Raw genomic sequence first — 19,649 nt, forward strand, 5'->3', positions numbered from 1 at the left:
TGGCGAGCCAGACGCTGCGGTGTGTCAGGCAAACCGCCTCGCGAACAAGTTCGCTCCTACAGAATTGCGCCGTGCACGCACTCTGTAGGAGACAACTTGTTGGCGAGCCAGACGCTACGGTGTGCCAGGCACGCCGCCTCGCGAACAAGTTCGCTCCTACAGACTTGAGCCGTGCACGCACTCTGTAGGAGACAACTTGTTGGCGAGCCAGACGCTGCGGTGTGCCAGGCACGCCGCCTCGCGAACAAGTTCGCTCCTACAGAATTGCGCCGTGCACACGCTCTGTAGGAGACAACTTGTTGGCGAGCCAGACGCTACGGTGTGTCAGGCAAACCGCCTCGCGAATAAGTTCGCTCCTACAGATTCAACCGCGCCCGGTACTCACCGGGCGTCTCATCGAACCAGCGTCTGAACGCGCGGAAGAAGTTGCTGGGGTCGGCGAAACCTAGCAGATACGCGATTTCCAGCAGAGTCATTTTCGGTTGGGCGAGATATTGATGTGCCAGTTCTCGGCGGGTGTCGTCGAGGAGCATCTGGAAGCTGGTGCCCTCTTCCTGCAAACGCCGCTGCAACGTGCGCTGGGACAGGTGCAGGCTCCGCGCGACGGCTTCACGTTTCGGCTCGCCTTGGGGTAGCAGCCGGCAGAGTACCTGTCGCGCCTGGTGGGTAACTCGATTGCTGGCGAAACGTGCGAGAAACTCCCCGGCGAATCGGTCGTGCAGCTTGGCCATTGCCTCGTCTGCGGTGGGCAGCGGGGCTTCCATGTCGGCACGCTCGAACACCAACGCGTCATAGGGCGCATTGAAGGTCAGCGGTGCGTGGAAGAATTTTTTGTAGGGTTCGACGTTTTTCGGTTGGTCACCCTGAATCATCACCGAACGGGGCTGCAACGGTCGCCCCGTGAGCCAACCGCAGAACGCCAGTGCAAAAGCCAGCGACGCTTCAGCGCTCTGTCGTGTCGGGGGGAGATGGTCGCCGTGCACGGTGAGAATCAGCGCATAACCTTCGGGCAGCAGACGAAAACTCAAGTCAGCACTGTCGGCAATGATGCGCTGATAACGCACCAGTCGCTCGAAGCCTTCTTTGAGTGTGCGCGACGACATCAACGCGTAACCGGCGACGCTGAAAGAAGCGGGCCTCACCACCCGGGCCATGTTCAGCCCGACCGCCGGATTACCGGACAGCTCGACAGCACGTTGCCACAACCGGGTCATGGAATCCTGAGGAAAGCGCGCATCCGGATTTTCCAGATCGGCGTACACCAGCCCCAACTCCTTGAACAACGCCCGGCAATCCAAACCATCCATTTCCAGCGATTTGACGATGCCCATCGCCCAGCTGGAAGAAGTCGTTCTTTCCATGCGCACGTCTTCTTGTTTTCACCCGCCGCCCCCTGCGGCAGATAGCCGAAGGATACTACGTTGGCACCCAATGTCACTGATTGTGTCGAGGGCTCGGCTAGACTGATAGTACGTCATATAAAAAACAGAGATGAGCCTGTGGATAACGTCAAAACCTTTCAGCGTTTCGCCGATTTCTACCCGTATTACCTGAAGGAGCACAGCGACAGCACCTGTCGCCGCCTGCACTTCATCGGTACTACACTGGTCATCCTGATTCTGGCAGTGGCGTTGTTCAGCGCCAGTTGGATGTGGCTGTGGATATTGCCGCTGGCCGGCTACAGCTTTGCCTGGGTCGGGCATTTTTTCTTCGAGAAAAATCGCCCTGCCACCTTCAAATACCCGTTCTACAGCCTGCTTGGAGACTTTGCGATGTACCGCGACATGCTGCGCGGCAAGGTGCCGTTTTAACTCATCGCTAACTCACAGGGTTCACGCGGTCGCCTGTTCCGCCTCTTGACGCGCCTTGGCGCTGATGTGCGCATCGGCCAGTCTGAACAGCTCGATGTGGCCGTCCCAATGCTCGATCAGCGCTGTGCAGGATTCGACCCAATCACCGCAATTTAGATACTCCACCTCACCGACCTTACGGATTTCGGCGTGGTGAATGTGCCCGCAGACCACCCCATCCAGCCCGCGCTTGGCGCATTCGTGGGCGATGGCTTCTTCGAAATCACTGATGAAACTGACGGCAGTCTTGACCTTATGCTTCAGGTACGCCGACAGAGACCAATAGCCATACCCGTAGCGAGCGCGCCAGTGATTGAGCCAGCGGTTGAGCGTCAGAGTGAATTCATAGGCTGAGTCGCCCAGGAACGCCAGCCAGCGGTGGTAGCGGGTGATGACATCGAATTGATCGCCGTGAATCACCAGCAACTGGCGTCCATCGGCCGTGGTGTGGATGGCTTCGTCGACCAACTGGATGTTGCCCAGAATAAGTTTCGAGTAGCGCCGCAGGAACTCATCGTGATTGCCGGTGATGTAGATCACTTCGGTGCCGCGCTTGCTCATGGTCAGCAAACGACGAATGACGTTGGTATGCGCTTGCGGCCAATACATGCCGCCGCGCAATTTCCAGCCGTCGATGATGTCGCCGACCAGATACACCTTGTCGGCATGATATTGCTTGAGAAAACTCGATAAATGCTCGGCCTGACAATCCCGAGTGCCGAGGTGGACGTCGGATATCCATAAGGTTCTGACACGTTGCTTACGACTGGGGCGGGCGTTTTCAGCAATGCTCATGGACACACTCCGTCTGGTTTCAATGAGACTGAACCGGGACGGTTAACTGAACATGACAACTCTATGGCGAAGTGATGACAGCCGGGTATGAAACCTGTGGGAGCGGACCTGTCCGCGAATATTGAGCGTCAGGCCCCAGAAATGTATCGGCTGTACTGACCCTTTCGCGGACAGGTTCCGCTCCCGCGGGACTGGCGGAAATCAATCAGGCGTCAGGCGTAGCATTGCGCTCGTTGTGACCCAGGTCACGCTGCGGGTCGATCTGGTCACGCACCCGCTGCTTGAGCACCTTGGCTTCGGGAAAACCGCCATCGGCCTTGCGCTCCCAAATCTGCACGCCGTCACAGCTAATGTGAAACACCCCGCCGGTGCCGGGCACAAGTGCCACCTTGCCCAGGTCATCCAAGAAGGTGCTGAGCAACTCTTGCGCCAGCCAGGCGGCGCGCAACAGCCACTGGCATTGCGTGCAGTAGGTGATGATGATTTCAGGTTTTGCCGACATCAGCTGATCCCGGCCAGCAAATCACGAGCCGTTTGCTGCGGGCCGTCGTCGCTGCCGGCGATGACCTCTTCCAGCAACTGCCGCGCCTCTTCAATGCTGCCTTCGTCAATCAGCACCTGCGCCTGATTGATCTTGCTCAGCGGTTCCTCTTCCATGTCCAGCAGATCGAATTCCGATTCGTCATCCATGAATCCATCGAGAAACGCATCATCAAGCGCGTCACTGTTGGTTTGCACCGTGGTTTCAACGAGGGGCTCTGGCGTCAGGTCCATGCCCAGGTCAGCGTCCATGTCGATATCCAGGTCCAGATCGAGACCCAAATCCAGCTCATGTTCAGCTATGGCCTGAGGCTCCGGCTCAGGCTCTGCGAAATCACTCAGGAACTGCTCATCCGGCATTTCGAACACTTCGGGCAGTTGCCGCAAATCGGAGGCGAACGCAGGATCCACAGGCTCGGGCCCTTTCGGGACTGGCTTACGCGGTGCAGGGGTGCTTTCGAACGGATCGACCAGATCCCAATCGGAATCCATCGACAGGTCGTCGAGATTGAGCTGAAAATCATCTTCGGTTTTCGGGTTGAGCGCCGCTGCAGCGTTCTCGTCCAGCTGGGCATCGGATCGTGCGGGCGGCGTCACCGCTGCAAGCGTCACGGCAGCTGCAGCGGCCACCACCGCGGGTGCGACAACTGACGCGACGGGTGCCGGCGCAACGGGCGCTGGCTGCGCGGCCAGTTTCAGTTTGGGGTAGCGCGAGCGTATTTCTTGCAGGCGATGTGGCTCGATGCCTTGGTTCAGCAGCACTTTTTCTTCTTCGTCAAAACCGACCAGGTCGCCTTGCTCGCCCAGTAATTCAAGGATTCTCAGGCGTAAATCCGTACGTTGAGGTTGCTTTTGCAGGGCTTCACGCAAGATGGCCAGCGCCTCGGTGAAACGACCGTAAGCGATATAAATGCTTGCGCCGTCCAGCGCATCAGTAGAGGCACCCGCGAGTCGTTGGCCAGATGAGGTCGTCGACGTGGACGAGGTAGAAACTGCAGGTCTAGGCGCAACATCAGGCACCTCGAACACCGGCGTGACTGCCGATTGAGCCGGTTTGACGATGGGTTCAACGGGCTCAGGGATCAGAGCCAGCTGGTTTTTGATCCGGTTGCGGCGCACCGAATAAGCAAGCCCCAACAGCAACAACAAGATCAGTACCGCGCCGAGCAACAAGGGCCACGGCAAATCACTGGAGTCATCTGCCGCAGCGACGGGCGCCGCAGCGACCACTGGCGCAGGCGCGGCTGTCGGTGCAACGGTCGGTGCGCGGTTGCCTGATGAGGATTTCAGCTCGGCCAGTTGCGTCTGGAGTTCGGAGATCTGTTTGTTCTTGCCCGTCACGTCCTCTTCAGCCTTCTGCACCTGGTTTTTCAGGTCATCAACGCTCTTGCTCAGTTGTTGATTTTCCAGAACGGTAGCAGTCAGCTGCTCGGCGACCTGCGGCACGCTGTTATCGGGCGCCGGGGCGCTGGCAGTTGCTGGCAAAACGGGAGCGACGGCAGCGGCAGGTGCTGCCTGAACAGGCGCTCGGGCGGCGTCTGGCAACAGCAAACTCTGCCCCACTTTCAGTCGGCTGCGCTCCCCGCCAGCAAAGGCCTGTGGATTGAGTGCCTGAATGCCAGTGGCCAACTCAGCGAAGGACGCTTTGCTGCCTGGGGCCTGCACCCGTTTGGCTATCGACGCCAGACTGTCGCCAGCAACCACGGTGTAGTGTTTGCCTTGCACCGCAGCGGGCGGCGCGACTGGCATACGCGACTCAGGCGTCTTGGAAGCGGAGCCTGCCAGTGTGGTGGTTCTGCTGCGAGTGGCGGCCAAGCCGGCGGGTGAGTCTGGCGGGTCAAGCAAGACCGTGTATTCGTGCAACTGGTCGCCGTTCGGACGCACCAGCCTGACCAGGAAATTCAGATAAGGCTCGGTGACGGCCTTTCGCGATTCGATATGCACCACACCGCGATTGCCACGGATGATCGGGGTGAAACGCAGGTCGCTGAGGAAAAATACCCGCTCGACCCCGGCTTTGCTGAACGCTTCGGCAGACGCCAGGCTAACCATGATGTCTTCAGGGCTCAGGCCGTTGGCCTCGATCAATTCGATGTCGGCATTGAGCGGCTGGCCCATGGCCGAATGCAGCGTGATATCACCCAGCCCGAGTGCGGCCGCGATGCTGCTGTGTAGCAACGACGCCGATGCAATCGCCATTGTCAGCAAGCCAGCACGAAGACCAGCTTTGACGCGAGGCCCAGACATCGAGACGCGCCTACGATCAGCCCGAAAACTCTTCAGCATGCGAACCCTTATGGAAAACGAGGCAGGCTTGCCTGCTATTCATTGACGTAATGGACGCCATGTCCGGAGTGAAACAAGTATGGGTGCAAATAGAACAGGATGCTGAGGCGCGTACAACGTATTTAAGGCGATGTACGCGCAGGATTCAGGGTTTTTCGAGATTGGCGAGGATTTTCGCGTGAACCCGCATGCAAACGCGCAGTTCTTCTTCATCAATGCCCATGAACAGCTCATGGCGCAAGGCGTTGGCGATGGTTTCGATTTTCTCGATCAACGGACGCGCGGTGTCACTGAGTACGATCTTTTTTGCCCGGCGATCTTCCAGAACAGCCTGACGACGCACCAGCCCCTGATTTTCCAGACTGTCGAGCAAGCGCGCCAGGGTTGGGCCTTCGACACCGACACTTTGCGCCAGCTCGCGCTGGGTCGGCGCCTCAGTGAAGCGTGCCAGATGCAACAACACCAGCCAGCGGGCCTGCGACAACCCCAGATCAGCCAGGCGCCGATCAAGTTCGGCACGCCAGCCACGGGAGGTGTGGGCCAGTTGCATGCCGAAGCGATGTTCTTCAGTTAGGGGCATAAATGACTCTATGGTTGACGGCTCTGCTGATTGATAGGCAGCTAACCATGGAGCTTGAAATCAGGCAAGTATTCGGATGTGGTGATTCGTCGCAGATGGCCGGGGAGTCCGGAGTGCGGCGGGTTTGGCTTGGGATCAGGGCGCCAGATTTGAATCCGTGGGAACGGACCTGTCCGCGAAGACGGCGGTACATTCAATGAAGTTGTGTAGTTTGCACCATTGTCTTCGCGGACAGGTCCGCTCCCACATAGACTTGCCGCGCTCGCTAGACCTCAAACTCAGACTGCAACGCCGCTCGCACGCAATACAGCACGCCTTCGGGCACGCGGCCGACGAACATTTCTGCGATAGCCGCGACTGGCGGCAACTCGCCTTCGCCATCCAGGAAGGCGTCCTGAATTTCACCGAGCAGGTCTTCCGGAAGATCCAGCGCCTGCTCCAGCGACAACTGCTGTTTGCCAATGGCTTCGGCCAGCAGGGTGTAGACATTCTTTTCCGAACACTGCAATTGCCCGGCGATCTGCATCGGCGTCATGCCGGCACGCGCCAGACTGATCAGCTCGTGACGCACATCGGCGACCACCTTGAGCGCCGGCGCCGAGCCACCCAAAACTTCGAGAAACGCTTCGCCGTAACGCTCCAGCTTGCGCGCGCCCACCCCGCTGACACGGCCCATTTCAGCCATGGAGCCGGGCTTGCTGCGCAGCATTTCCAGCAACGTGGAATCCGGGAAAATCACGTACGGCGGCACGCCATGCTCTTCGGCCAGTTTGCGTCGCAGTGCGCGGAGGGCTTCCCACTCCTCGCGCTCTTCGCCGCGCACCAGTTGGCTGGCAGGGCTGCTGCCGGAAGATTTTGCCGTGGTCTGCGGTTTGAGATCGCGGCGCAACTCGAGGGTGACTTCGCCGCGCAACAATGGCCGGCAAGTGTCGCTCAGGCGCAATCCGCCGTAGCCTTCCAGGTCGATGTCGGCCAGACCTCGGGCCACTAGCTGTCGGAACAAGGAACGCCATTCGCTTTCATTGCGGCTTTTGCCGACACCGAACACTGCCAAGTGCTGATGACCAAAGCTCTGGACCTTGTCGTTCGATTTGCCCAGCAGCACGTCCACCAGGTGGCCGACGCCATAACGTTGGCCGGTGCGATAGATCGCCGAGAGCGCTTGTCGCGCAGGCTCGGTCGCGTCCCAGGTCTGCACGCCATCGACGCAGTTATCGCAATGCCCGCACGGGTTGGGCATGTCTTCGTCGAAGTAGGCGAGCAATGTCTGACGACGGCAGCGGGTTTCTTCGCACAAGGCGAGCATGGCATCGAGCTTGTGCTGCTCGACCCGCTTGTGGCGTTCGTCGCCTTCGGAGTTCTGCAACATCTGCTTGAGCATCACCACGTCTTGCAGGCCGTACGCCATCCAGGCGTCCGCCGGCAGCCCGTCGCGCCCTGCCCGGCCGGTCTCCTGGTAATAAGCTTCCAGGGATTTGGGCAAATCCATGTGCGCCACGAAACGAACGTTGGGTTTGTCGATGCCCATGCCGAAGGCGATCGTGGCAACCATGATCAGGCCTTCCTCGTTGAGGAAACGACGCTGGTTGCTGGAGCGGGTCTCGATGGGCAGACCGGCGTGATATGGCAACGCGGGGTAGCCGTTGTCGCTGAGGAACACCGCAATTTCATCCACTTTCTTGCGCGACAGGCAATAAACGATGCCCGCGTCGCTGCGCCGCTCGGACAGGAAAGCCAGCAACTGTTTGCGCGGCTGCTCCTTGGGCACGATGCGATAGAAAATATTGGGTCGGTCGAAACTGGAGAGAAAGCGCTCGGCGTTCTGCAGGTGCAGCCGCTGGACGATCTCCTCGCGGGTGCGCTTGTCGGCGGTGGCGGTCAGCGCGATGCGCGGCACATCGGGGAACAGCTCGGCCAGTTGTCCCAGTTGCAGGTATTCAGGGCGGAAATCATGGCCCCATTGCGACACGCAGTGCGCCTCGTCGATAGCGAACAGGGCGATTTTCAGGTTTTGCAAAAATGCCAGCATCCGTGGCTGAACCAGGCGTTCCGGGGCCAGGTAGAGCATTTTGATCTCGCCCAGACGAATCCGGTTGGCGAGATCGCGCTGCTGTTCGGCATTGAGAGTCGAGTTCAGCGCGGCGGCGGAAACACCCAATTCCTCGAGCGTCGCCACCTGATCGTCCATCAAAGCGATCAACGGTGAAACCACCACCGCCAGGCCATCGCGCAACAGCCCCGGGACCTGAAAACACAGGGACTTGCCGCCCCCGGTGGGCATCAGCACCAATGCATCACCGCCATTGGCTACACGCTCGATAATGGCACCCTGGCGGCCACGAAAACTGTCGTAGCCGAAGATGTCTTTAAGTACGCGCTGAGCCTGGTCGAGCATAGTTACCCCGGTTTGTGCTGCTACAGCGGCGAATCATCCGCTGTCGGAATTTCAAAGCGCCGCAGTATACCGGAGCGTTTCCATTGAAAGGACAGCAGCGACATGAGCGGTCGAAATTAAGCGCAATACCGATTGCATCAGCCTCGCCGCTGGCGCACGCGACGCTCAGGGCCTAGAATTCAGCTTTGTTTATTTCCAAGGTAACTCGTCCAATGTCCTTCGCTGAGCAACTAACCCGCCTGCAAGTCTTCCTCGACGCCGATGAGCTGCATGACGAAGCGTTGGACTACGTGGCCGCTCACGGCTACATGACCGCCTTGTCGATCTGCGCCGAATCCGTGCCAGAGCGTGAGTGGATCGACGCCTTGTTCGCCGAGCCGCCTCCCTACGTTGATGAGTCCCAGCACGCCGAAATCGAAGCCACGCTGGTCCAGCTGCAAGCGCACATCGCGCGCCAGTTGGCCTCCGATGAAGAATTCGAGCTGCCATGCGATCTGGATCTGGGCGATGACCCTGACGATTCCGAACTGCGCGGCTGGTGCATCGGCTTCATGGAAGGCGTGTTCATGCGTGAATCGGCCTGGTTCGCCAACGATGAAGAGGAAGTCAGCGAGATGCTGCTGCCGATCATGGTCGGTTCGGGTCTGTTCGACGAGCAACCTGAGTTCGCTGACATCGCCGCCGACGCTAATCTGATGGACGACATGATCGTGCAGATTCCGGAAGCGCTGACCGCCCTTTATCTGTTGCTCCAAGCACCGGACGAAAAACCGGCGATCCTCAAACCCCGCCACCACTGAGTCGGCGCCTATGGCGCAGTGCAACTCAGGGCAGCCAACACCGCGCACGAGCCGTCACCGGCTCGTGCGCTTTTTTTTGATCGGCGTTGGCTGGCTGAGCGTGGTTTTGGGGGTTATCGGGATATTCCTGCCGGTGTTGCCGACCACGCCATTTCTGTTGCTGGCCGCTGCCTGCTTTGCTCGCAGCTCTCCGCGGTTCTACGCATGGCTGATCAACAACAAACGCCTCGGCCCCTGGATCCGCGATTACCTGGAAGGCAACGGCATCCCGCTCAAGGGCAAGGTTTACGCCGTTGGGCTGATGTGGATCAGCATCGGTTTTTCGTGCTGGCTGGTGCCGTTTATCTGGGCAAGGGTGTTCATGCTGGCGAGTGCGGTGCTGGTAACGATTTATATCGTGCGGCAGAAGACATTGCGCAAGATCTAGCCTCAGATAATCGTTCCCGCGCTCTGCGTGGGAACGATCATCAAGCGCGCTTCTACAGGTCCGTACTACACAAAGTGGTGCGGTGTTTCCGGCACACCGCCAGCCTCCCTCAAACGGTATCGACCTTCATCGAATGATCACCCAGCATGCCGGTGATGATTGATGCGGTGTCCGGCCCGCCCGCCACCATGCCGCCGGCCCCAGGGGCGACGCCGTAGTGTTGGGCGAGGTCGACGCCTGCCAAGTCGATGGTTTGAGTGGTCGCTCCGCCCGCAACAGCGCTGACCGAGATGGTCGAAACCACGCTCGAATCACTGCCGCTGATGCTGAAATGCAGGAAGTTTTCCAGTGAGTTCGCGTCTTCGTGGGCACCTTGCAGCAACTGCGACAGGTCCAGTTTGTCGGCACCGAAGGTGAAGTCGGTGATGGTGTCGTGCCCGGTGTTGCCGGCCATCCACTGGAAGGTGTCATTCCCCGGCCCACCGGTCAGGGTGTTGTTGCCCGGTCCGCCGATCAGCAGGTCATCGCCTTCCATGCCGTTGAGCACGTCATTGCCCAGCCCGCCGTTGAGGACGTTGTGCCCCGCATCGCCGGTCAGGTGGTCGTTGAAGTTCGAACCCACCAGGTTGTCGATATTGACCAGCGTGTCCGTGCCCGCCCCCACTGTATCCTGCGGACCGTTGACGCCAGTGCTGACCGTCACCCCCGCCGTCGCCAGCGAGTAATCGGCCGTATTATTCCCCGCGCCACCGTCGAGCACATCATTGCCCGCGCCACTGAACAGGGTGTCGTTGCCGGCATCGCCGAACAGTTCGTTATTACCAGCGCCCGCCACCAGCACGTCATTGCCGTCGCCGCCGTGCAAGTGGCTGTCCGCTGCGCCGACCAATACGTCATCGCCCGTAGTGCCCAGCACCACCGGCCCGTCCTGATGACTGATATTCACCGCCGCCGTGCTGCTGCCGCCATGGGCATCGGTGGCGGTGTAGGTGCTGTGAACGTCCGGCGTATTGTTGACCGCGCTGGTGTCGATCGACAGGTTCAGCGTGTAGTGCTCGTTCACCGGAGCTGAGGCCTGATTGACCACCACCAGGCGGTAAACGCCGTCTTCGGTCGCCGTGAAAGTGCCGCCGTCAGCGATGCCGTGGAACGCGCCGTTTTCAAACTGCCAGGCCATGCCGAGCACGTTGTTGGTCAGGTTGTGATCGGCGGTGACCGTTTCCCCTGCTTTGAGATGAACGCTGTACAGATCCTGAGCGTTGGATGGCGAGGCATTGACCGCCCCCAGATATCCAGTGATCACCAACAGCGCCGCTGTCGCGCTGGTGTTGAAGAAATCACTGCGCTCCAGATTTTTCAGGTGGTTGATGTCTCTGTCTTTGGTCCCATTGAATTGAATGACCTTCTGCGACGAGGCGGTGAAGTCCGCATTCTTCGCAGCCCAGCCGGTTTCGAACACCGTCGGCGAGGCGCCCAATGAACCGCCATTGGTCGAGATATCGTTAGCGAGCAATGCCGCGGCAGGAATCTCGACGCTGGTGGAGGTGATGTTGGTGATGACGTTGTCCGCCACCGCCGTCGGAGCCTCGTAAACCGGCGGCGCGATGACGTGAATTGTCAGCTGCGCCGAGGCCAGATCACCGTCGAAATCGCTGAGTACGTAGTGGATATTTTCGGTCTGCGGCTGCTGCACGCCCGATGCTGGCGTGTAGGTGTAGGCCCCGCTGTCCATGTTCATCACCAGCGTACCGCCGTGCTCGGTGGTGACGGTGAGCGTATTGCTGCGCGGATCGAAGTTGCCGTGATCCTCGCCGCCGCTGGCAATAACCCCGCCCGAATGGCTGAACGCCCGAGGGTTGTAGCTGTAGGTGGTGCCGTCGACGCTGATGGATTTGATAAAGCCCTGATCAGCACCAAATGTCCCGCCTTCCAGCAGGCTGCCATGCACCCCGCCCTGCACCGTCCCGCTGAGCACCACGTCCAGTTGTCCGAGATCAGTGACGATCACCGCATTACTGTCGGTGCCCGTCGCGCCGTTGTGGGCGACCGGATTGAGGTACGTGCTGCTGACATCGGTGCCCACACCAATCGCGTAAGCATTGATGTGATGGGTGTCGAGGAATTGCGTCCAGGCCTGCTCTTCATTGATGTCGATGCCGTCGCCACGGCCAGGGTTGGGCTGGCTGCCGGGATCGGAATGCTGCGGCGAGAGCGTCGGATTGCCGTCCGAGAAGAAATATGCCAGGTTCTGCGCCCCGCTCAACGCGCCCTTCTCGCCGAACGCCTGCTGCGCGGCGGCCAGTGCTGCGTCGTAGTTGGTGCCGTTGCCCGCCTGAATCGCCGCGATCATGCTTTTGGCGGTGGCGACATCGACCCATTCTTTACTGACCACATCCGCCTGACTGTTGAACGTCACCACCTGCACGCGCACATCGCCCAAAGCGTCGTACTTGTTGAGCAGTTCGATGATCGATTGTTTCTCTAAGTCCAGCCGCGGCAGCCCATTGACCCCGGACGCCTCGTTCATGCTTGCAGAGTTATCGACGATCAGCATCAGGTTGGTATGGGTCTGCTCACTGGTGACGGTCTGATCGATGCACGCCGCGATCGGCTGGTCATCGACGATGTTGACCACGATCTGCGCGGTGGACGAATGCCCCAATGCATCGGTAACCGTGTAGCTGAAGGTGTCATGGGTGATGTTCGGCCCGTCGTTGGCCGCAGGCGTCGTTTGCGGCGCGGAGGTCAGCGTGTAGGTGTAGGTGCCGTCAGCGTTCAGGTGCAGCACACCGTAGGCACCGTTGGCAGTTCCATTTTCAGCGTTGTTCAGACTGAAGGTCAGTGCGCCGTTACCGCCACTGACGGAATCGGCCACCGTACCGCTGCCGGTTTCCGCGGTGGAGCCCGGATTGCTGCCGGTCACTTTGCCGGGCGCCAGATCCTGACCATCCTTGTGCACATCCAGCGCGCTTTCCAGCACCGTGACGTCGTGATCGTTGCAGGCAATCGGCGGGCACGGCGGGTCCACTTTGACCGTGATGGTGGTGGTGCTGGTGTCGCCGTCGGCGTCCTGAATGGTGTAGGTGAATACGTCTTTCCCGCCGTGAGCACCGACCAGATCCGGATTGCTTTGATAGGTCGCGTTTCCTTGGGCATCGACGATCAACGTGCCGTACATCCCACTGATCACCGTGTTGACGCCGCCGGACACCGAATGTGCCGTGTCGCCGCCCGCTTTCACGCCGACTACCAGCCCTGCCGGACCTGGGCCGTCTGCGCCTGCCGTGTCGTTGAGCAGAATGTTGCCACTGACCGCGCCGCCCGCTGCCACACCCGCCAGATCAGCTTGGGCATGGGGCGTGTCATCGACGATCCTGACGCTGACATTGCCGTCCGCCACATCGCCGTCGCTGTCCACGGCATGCACCGGGATCTGATCAGTGATCGACGTGCCGTTGCCCTGATTGTGGGTTTCTGGCGTATTGAGCGTGTAGCTGTAACTGACCTCGCCCGTGGCCGGGTTGTAATTGCTGATGGTCAGAGTGCTGCCGGACGGCAAGGTGATCGACTGCGGATTGGCCAGTGCCACGCCGTCGACGATCACGCTGATGCCGCCCACAGTGAGGGTTTGCAGGCCGTCGGGGGCGTTGATTTTTACGGTGCCGGTTTGGGTCAGCGCATCGTGATCGGGATTGGAGCCGCCGGGCAGATTGGCTTCGTTGACCGTGCAATCGCCCGGCTCGATGACCACGCCGCCATCAGGTTTACCGGGCACGACATTGACCGTGACGGTGGTGGTGCTGGTATCGCCGTCGGCGTCGCGGATGGTGTAGGTGAAAATATCCTGCGTGCCGTCGGGCACCACGCCGGGGTTGGCGGTGTAAACAGCATTGCCCTGGGCATCGACGATCAGCTCGCCGTACAGGCCGACGATCACGGTGTTCAGCCCTGTGGTCACTGCGGTGGACGTGTCGCCGCCCGCCTTCACGCCGATAATCAAGCCGCCAGGCCCTGCACCATCAGCACCCGCCGTGTCATTGAGCAAAAGGTTGCCACTGGTATCGCCACCCGCCGCGACCCAGCCAATATCAGCGCCAGCATTCGGCACGTCGTCGAGCACCACGACGTTGATGTTGCCATCGGCCACGTCGCCATCGCTGTCGACTGCATGAACCGCGATCTGCTCGTTATTGATCGTGCCATCGCCCTGGTTATGGGTTTCCGGATTGTTCAGCGTGTAGCTGTAACTGACCTCGCCCGTGGCCGGGTTGTAATTGCTGATGGTCAGCGTGCTGCCCGACGGCAAGGTGATCGACTGCGGATTGGCCAGTGCCACGCCGTCGACGATCACGCTGATGCCGCCCACGGTGAGGGTTTGCAGGCCGTCGGGCGCATTGATTTTGACGGTACCGGTCTGGGTCAGCGCGCTGTCGTCAGGGTTGGAACCGCCGGGCAGATTGGCTTCGTTGACCGTGCAATCGCCCGGCTCGATGATCACGCCGCCATCAGGTTTACCGGGCACGACATTGACCGTGACGGTGGTGGTGCTGGTATCGCCGTCGGCGTCGCGGATGGTGTAGGTGAAAATATCCTGCGTGCCGTCGGGCACCACGCCGGGGTTGGCGGTGTAAACAGCATTGCCCTGGGCATCGACGATCAGCTCGCCGTACAGGCCGACGATCACGGTGTTCAGCCCTGTGGTCACTGCGGTGGACGTGTCGCCGCCCGCCTTCACGCCGATAATCAAGCCGCCAGGCCCTGCACCATCAGCACCCGCCGTGTCATTGAGCAAAAGGTTGCCACTGGTATCGCCACCCGCCGCGACCCAGCCAATATCAGCGCCGGCATTCGGTACGTCATCGAGCACCACGATGTTGATGTTGCCATCGGCCACGTCGCCATCGCTGTCGACTGCATGCACCGCGATCTGCTCGTTGTTGATCGTGCCATCGCCCTGATTGTGGGTTTCCGGGTTGTTCAGCGTGTAGCTGTAACTGACCTCGCCCGTGGCCGGGTTATAATTGCTGATGGTCAGCGTGCTGCCCGACGGCAAGGTGATCGACTGCGGATTGGCCAGTGCCACGCCGTCGACGATCACGCTGATGCCGCCCACGGTGAGGGTTTGCAGGCCGTCGGGCGCATTGATTTTGACGGTACCGGTCTGGGTCAGCGCGCTGTCGTCAGGGTTGGAACCGCCGGGCAGATTGGCTTCATTGAGCGTGAGCTGGCTGTTGCCCAGTGTCACTGCGTTGTCCACCGGCGGCGGCACCACGACAGGAGGCTCGACAGGGGGTGGCGGTTCCACTGGCGGGGGCACTACGACCGGAGGCTCCACCGGTGGCGGCTCGATTGGCGGCGGCACCACAACAGGTGGCTCGACCGGTGGTGGTTCAACCGGAGGCGGCTCGACAGCAGGCGGCACAACCGGCGGTGGCTCGACGGGCGGCGGTTGCACCGGCGGCACGGTGACGGGTGGCTCTACCAGCGGCGGCAGCGAAAAGTCCGGCGACCCATCGTCCCCGTAAATTCGCCCCAGCGGGAATTCGGGCACGCTGCCCAGGCCCGCAGTCGGGAAGCCAATCACCGGCACGACCACGCCTGCGGTTTCCGTCAGCAACACCGCGGTGTGCCCACCGCCCAGCGCGCTCGGCGTTCCACCGGGGTTGGCACTGCCTGCGGCCGGGGGGTCGGTGACTTGCGTCGGGTCGGCGCCCGCCGCGATGGCCTGCTGCGCGGCAGTGAGTTGGCCCTGGCTCGGTACGGTCGGGTCAGGCGTATCGATGGGAGTGGCGTGGTTGGCGAGGATTTCCGGGGTCAACGGCATGCGGCTGTCGCGACCCAGGGTCAATTCGCCGCCCTTGGCCAGATGCACAGCGACGGCTCCTGTCGCCCCCGTCTGCAACTGCTCTCCGGCATACACCTTGTCGCCTTCGATCAACAAACGTTTGGTGCCGTTGCTCGCGACCGCGAAAACATCGCCCACCACTTGCCGAACCGTACCGATCAAACTCGCCATATCCACTCCCTTTTGCTGCAATCCCGACTCATAAATGTTACGAATCCAACAAAATATGTTTGATCAAAGTAACAAGGTGGCTCAGAGCTAGCATCAAACGACAATTTTATGTCGCTGAATCTTTTCAAGTTTTTCGCTCTAAAAATCGCCTGATCAAACGCTGTCAAATTTTTGCTGATTCTTGATAAATCTGTCTTTACCACCCGTAAACCAATGAATAAGCGCGATTACGTGAATCAACAATCGCTTGAAATCAGAAAACGACATAAGTTTTTTTTGGAATAACGCTTATGAAAAAATCGTCTGAGCAATCCCGAAAGTTGTTCTTAGCTGTGATGTTACAAACCTGATACGGTTTTGGTCGCATAGGTCGTCGGTTTTTTGGCGAAAGCAGCAGGACATCATTCCAGGGAGAAGTACTCATGCGCGATTTGACCCCGCTCTACATAGCAGTCGTGTTGGCGGTGGGCTGCGCTCAAGCGCAAGCCATGTCGCTGACTCAAGCGATACAGAACACGATCGATTACCACCCGGAGATTCGCTCGAACGTGAATAACCGACTGTCCGCCGACGAGGACGTGAACTTCGCCAAAGGCGGATATCGCCCGGTGGTGGATCTGAACGCCGCTTACGGCCGCCAGCACACCGACAGCCCGACCACTCGCTTTGTCGGCAATCACAACGAAGAAACCCTGAATTACACCCAGTCGGAACTGCGTCTGCGGCAGATGCTGTTCGACGGTTTCAATACCAAGAATGAAGTGGGCCGCACGGAAGCAGTGGTCAATTCCCGCGCCTATTACCTGCGCGGCACCTCCGAAGACTTGGCGCTGCGGGCCATCGAGGTCTATCTCGAAGTGCTCAAACGACGCGAGCTGCTGGACCTGGCGAAGAACAATCTCCAGGCGCATTTGCGCATCAACGACCAGATCGGTCTGCGCAGCAATCAGGGGATTGGCAGCAACGCGGACCGCGATCAGTCCAAGGCCCGTCGTGCGTTGGCTGAAAACAATTTCTATACCGCGCAAGTGGACTTGCAGGATGCCGAAGCCAACTTCTTCAGCGCCGTGGGCAAGATGCCCGACGAGCTGGAAGCGCCGCCGTCGATCAAGGGTGAGGTCTCCAAATCCCTGCCCGATGCCAAGCAAAGCATGCTCAACAACAACCCTTACTTGAAGTCGGCACAGGCCGATGTGCAGGCCGCCGAAAAGCAATACGAAGTCGCCAAGTCACCGTTCTATCCGCGCTTTGACGGCGAACTGGCCGTCGGCGCCAACAACAATATCCAGGGCGAAGAAGGCCATGACAACGAGTGGCGCGCCGCCGTGGTGATGAATTACAACCTGTACAACGGCAACCGTGACCAAGCGCGCCTGAGGTCCGATTCATACAAAACCGGCCAGGCGATGGACATCCGCAACAACGCCCTGCGCATGCTCAACGAGAACCTGTCGCTCGCCTGGAACGCCATGAACAACGCGCGCACCCAGACCCCGATTGCTCGGGAATACGCGGAAACCACCACCCGTGTGCGTGCGGCCTATCAGGATCAGTTCGGGCTCGGCCAACGCACCCTGCTCGACCTGCTGGACAGCGAAAACGAGCTGTACAACGCCTCCCGCCGTTACACCGAGCTGCGGTACACCGAGGAATACTCGATGTATCGAGTACTGGCCACTGAAGGCGAGCTGTTGCGCAAGGCCCGCGTCGTGCTGCCCGCCGCGGCGGTCGCCATGACAGAAGTCAAAAACGAAGCACGCCTGCCTGAGATGAAGTAGCGCGACTGCGCCGGGGAGAAGTCTGTGACCAGCATGGAATTGCCGCACCCGATTGACCCACGTTCGAATTTCGACGACCCGCTGCTCGACGGCTTGCTGATCTTGTGCAAGCTGCACGATTGCAGCGCCAGCCGCACCAGCCTCAGCGCCGGACTACCGCTGGCGCAGCAGCGCCTTGATGTCGATCTTCTGCCTCGCGCCGCTGCTCGCGCAGGTTTGCAGGCGCGCATGTTGCGCCGCGACCTGAGCGCCATCGACGGTTTGAATCTGCCCGTACTCCTGCTACTCAAGGGCAATCGATGCGCGGTGCTCAGACGCTGGGAAGAAGACGGTCGCGCGCTGATCCTGCCGAGCGAGGCTGAGGGCGGTGAACAACACGTCACCCGTGAAGAACTGCAAGCGATCTACACAGGTCAGGCGTTATACGCCCGCCCCCGCCATGAGCTGGAAAACCTGCGCGCGCCGTTGGTGCCTCGGGTGCAAACCTGGTTTCGCGACACCCTGAAACTGTCTCGCGGCCTATATGGCGATGCGATTCTTGCCAGTTTTCTGATCAACCTGCTGGGGCTGATGGTGCCGCTGTTCGTGATGCAGACCTACGACCGCGTGGTGCCCAACCAGGCAACATCGACCTTGTGGGTGCTGGCCATCGGTCTGCTGATCGGCACGGCGTTCGAGCTGACCCTGCGCCTGGTGCGGGCGAATTTGCTGGATCAGGCCGGCAAGAAAACCGATGTAATTCTGTCGGCGACCTTGTTCGAGCGCATCACCGGCATGTCGATGAAAGCGCGCCCGGCCAGCATCGGCGGCTTCGCCCAGAGCATTCATGACTTCCAGGGACTGCGGGAATTTCTCACCGCCGTCACCCTGACCAGCATCATCGACCTGCCGTTCGCCGTATTAATGCTGGCAGTGATCGGCATGCTCGGTGGCTGGCTGGTGGTGATCCCGCTGGTTGCGTTTCCGATCACCATTTTGTTCGCCTGGCTGGTGCAGATCCGCCTGCGCGACACCGTGGAAAAAAGCCTCGCGCTGGGCGCTGAACGCCAAGCCTTGTTGGTGGAAACCCTCGGCGGGCTGGAAACCCTCAAAGCGTGCAGCGCTGAAAGCGAGCGCCAGCACAAATGGGAATCGACCCACGGCGCCCTCACCCGTCTGGACAGCCACGCGCGCGATCTCTCGGCGCTAGCCAGTAACGGCACGTTGTTCATCCAGCAGTTCTCCGGCATGGCAACCATCGTCGCCGGGGTTTACATCATCATCGCTGGCAATCTGAGCGTGGGCGCGCTGGTTGCCAGCTACATGCTCGGCAGCCGCGTGTTGGCACCGCTCGGACAGATCGCCGGGCTGATCACTCGCTATCAACAGGCGCAAGTGACGATGAAAAGCACCGACGCCTTGATGGCCTTGCCACAAGAGCGTGACGGATCAAAACGTGCGCTGGAACACGTGCGGCTCAAAGGCGCGATCAACGTGGTCAAGGCCAGTTTCAGTTATGGCGGCCAGGGCGCACAGGCGTTGACCGAGATCACGCTCAACATCCGGCCCGGTGAGCGCATTGGCATCATCGGCCGCAGCGGCTCGGGGAAAAGCACCTTGGCGCGGCTGCTGATGGGTTTCTACACGCCGGATGAAGGGCAACTGTTATTGGACGGTCTGGACTTGAGGCAGGTGGACGTGGCCGATCTGCGCCAGCAAGTGGGCTACGTCGCCCATGACCTGCCGCTGCTGGCAGGCAGCTTGCGCGACAACCTGACGCTGGGCGCGCGCTACGTCAGCGATGCCCGGATGCTGGAAGTGGCAGAAATCACCGGCGTGGGCGATCTGGCGCGGCATCACCCACTGGGTTATGACAGGCCGGTTGGCGAGCGCGGGCAGTTGCTGTCTGGTGGTCAACGCCAAGCCGTCTTGCTCGCGCGGGCGCTGTTGCTCGATCCGCCGATCATGCTGCTGGACGAACCCACCAGCCATATGGACAACAGCAGCGAAGACGTACTGCGGCACAAACTGGCGACGCTGATGCAGGGCAAAACCCTGCTGCTGGTGACCCATCGCATGTCGATGTTGAGTCTGGTGGATCGGCTGGTGGTGCTGGACAACGGCAAAGTGGTTGCCGACGGCCCAAAAGAGCAGGTCATCGAAGCATTGCGCAAAGGCCGTGTCGGCCAGGCCCTGGTTTAAG

The 19,649-nt window shown here is 60.3% G+C and carries 12 protein-coding genes; 5 read left to right on the forward strand and 7 right to left on the reverse strand.

The features are described from left to right. Window positions 1-356 precede the first annotated feature (356 nt). Window positions 357-1,361: an AraC family transcriptional regulator gene (locus tag ACWKWM_RS10985; protein ID WP_483846167.1), complete on the reverse strand. Its 1,005-nt coding sequence runs from the start codon at window positions 1,359-1,361 to the stop codon at window positions 357-359. Between the two features lie 138 nt (window positions 1,362-1,499). Here ACWKWM_RS10985 and ACWKWM_RS10990 point away from each other — a divergent pair, with 138 nt between their 5' ends. Further along, window positions 1,500-1,811: an Mpo1-like protein gene (locus tag ACWKWM_RS10990; protein ID WP_483846168.1), complete on the forward strand. Its 312-nt coding sequence runs from the start codon at window positions 1,500-1,502 to the stop codon at window positions 1,809-1,811. 21 nt (window positions 1,812-1,832) lie between these two features. On the opposite strand, the gene ACWKWM_RS10995 is transcribed toward ACWKWM_RS10990, so the two are convergent. The 5 genes from ACWKWM_RS10995 to recQ all read right to left on the reverse strand — a co-directional run bounded on the left by ACWKWM_RS10995 (window position 1,833) and on the right by recQ (window position 8,446). Further along, a complete protein-coding gene (locus ACWKWM_RS10995) occupies window positions 1,833-2,645 on the reverse strand; it encodes a UDP-2,3-diacylglucosamine diphosphatase (protein WP_483846169.1) in 813 nt (270 codons plus the stop codon). A 205-nt stretch (window positions 2,646-2,850) separates the two neighbouring features. Continuing rightward, the gene (locus ACWKWM_RS11000) at window positions 2,851-3,150 is read right to left on the reverse strand and encodes an Rdx family protein (RefSeq protein ID WP_483846274.1); all 300 of its coding nucleotides are present in this window, start codon (window positions 3,148-3,150) and stop codon (window positions 2,851-2,853) included. After that, window positions 3,147-5,471 (reverse strand): FimV/HubP family polar landmark protein, encoded by a 2,325-nt coding sequence (locus ACWKWM_RS11005; RefSeq protein ID WP_483846170.1) that lies wholly within the window; start codon window positions 5,469-5,471, stop codon window positions 3,147-3,149. Before ACWKWM_RS11005 ends, ACWKWM_RS11000 begins: the two co-directional genes overlap by 4 nt. A gap of 145 nt (window positions 5,472-5,616) precedes the next feature. Then, window positions 5,617-6,051: a MarR family transcriptional regulator gene (locus ACWKWM_RS11010; RefSeq protein ID WP_483846171.1), complete on the reverse strand. Its 435-nt coding sequence runs from the start codon at window positions 6,049-6,051 to the stop codon at window positions 5,617-5,619. 265 nt (window positions 6,052-6,316) lie between these two features. After that, a complete protein-coding gene (gene recQ / locus ACWKWM_RS11015; RefSeq protein WP_483846172.1) occupies window positions 6,317-8,446 on the reverse strand; it encodes a DNA helicase RecQ in 2,130 nt (709 codons plus the stop codon). Between the two features lie 212 nt (window positions 8,447-8,658). On the opposite strand from recQ, the gene ACWKWM_RS11020 reads away from it, so the two are divergent. Both ACWKWM_RS11020 and ACWKWM_RS11025 read left to right on the forward strand, forming a co-directional pair. Continuing rightward, window positions 8,659-9,246: a UPF0149 family protein gene (locus tag ACWKWM_RS11020; protein ID WP_483846173.1), complete on the forward strand. Its 588-nt coding sequence runs from the start codon at window positions 8,659-8,661 to the stop codon at window positions 9,244-9,246. Between the two features lie 10 nt (window positions 9,247-9,256). Then, window positions 9,257-9,673: a YbaN family protein gene (locus ACWKWM_RS11025; protein ID WP_483846174.1), complete on the forward strand. Its 417-nt coding sequence runs from the start codon at window positions 9,257-9,259 to the stop codon at window positions 9,671-9,673. A gap of 109 nt (window positions 9,674-9,782) precedes the next feature. On the opposite strand, the gene ACWKWM_RS11030 is transcribed toward ACWKWM_RS11025, so the two are convergent. Continuing rightward, on the reverse strand, window positions 9,783-15,689 hold the full coding sequence (locus ACWKWM_RS11030; RefSeq protein WP_483846175.1) for a retention module-containing protein: 5,907 nt from the start codon (window positions 15,687-15,689) through the stop codon (window positions 9,783-9,785). Between the two features lie 422 nt (window positions 15,690-16,111). Between ACWKWM_RS11030 and ACWKWM_RS11035 the strand changes: the two genes are divergently transcribed. Continuing rightward, window positions 16,112-17,467: a TolC family outer membrane protein gene (locus ACWKWM_RS11035; RefSeq protein WP_483846176.1), complete on the forward strand. Its 1,356-nt coding sequence runs from the start codon at window positions 16,112-16,114 to the stop codon at window positions 17,465-17,467. A gap of 24 nt (window positions 17,468-17,491) precedes the next feature. Continuing rightward, entirely contained in the window at window positions 17,492-19,648 is a 2,157-nt protein-coding gene (locus ACWKWM_RS11040; RefSeq protein ID WP_483846177.1) for a type I secretion system permease/ATPase, read from the forward strand. The last annotated feature ends 1 nt before the right edge of the window (window position 19,649 follow it).

Source organism: Pseudomonas rosaeacicularis, from assembly GCF_057128745.1.

What these genes read in the sequence shown, in the direction of transcription:
- ACWKWM_RS11030 (WP_483846175.1), bottom strand. Translation starts at nt 15,689, where the DNA reads ATGGCGAGTTTGATCGGTACGGTTCGGCAAGTGGTGGGCGATGTTTTC.
- ACWKWM_RS11025 (WP_483846174.1), top strand. Translation starts at nt 9,257, where the DNA reads ATGGCGCAGTGCAACTCAGGGCAGCCAACACCGCGCACGAGCCGTCAC.
- ACWKWM_RS10985 (WP_483846167.1), bottom strand. Translation starts at nt 1,361, where the DNA reads ATGGAAAGAACGACTTCTTCCAGCTGGGCGATGGGCATCGTCAAATCG.
- ACWKWM_RS11020 (WP_483846173.1), top strand. Translation starts at nt 8,659, where the DNA reads ATGTCCTTCGCTGAGCAACTAACCCGCCTGCAAGTCTTCCTCGACGCC.
- ACWKWM_RS10995 (WP_483846169.1), bottom strand. Translation starts at nt 2,645, where the DNA reads ATGAGCATTGCTGAAAACGCCCGCCCCAGTCGTAAGCAACGTGTCAGA.
- ACWKWM_RS11035 (WP_483846176.1), top strand. Translation starts at nt 16,112, where the DNA reads ATGCGCGATTTGACCCCGCTCTACATAGCAGTCGTGTTGGCGGTGGGC.
- ACWKWM_RS11010 (WP_483846171.1), bottom strand. Translation starts at nt 6,051, where the DNA reads ATGCCCCTAACTGAAGAACATCGCTTCGGCATGCAACTGGCCCACACC.
- ACWKWM_RS11005 (WP_483846170.1), bottom strand. Translation starts at nt 5,471, where the DNA reads ATGCTGAAGAGTTTTCGGGCTGATCGTAGGCGCGTCTCGATGTCTGGG.
- recQ (WP_483846172.1), bottom strand. Translation starts at nt 8,446, where the DNA reads ATGCTCGACCAGGCTCAGCGCGTACTTAAAGACATCTTCGGCTACGAC.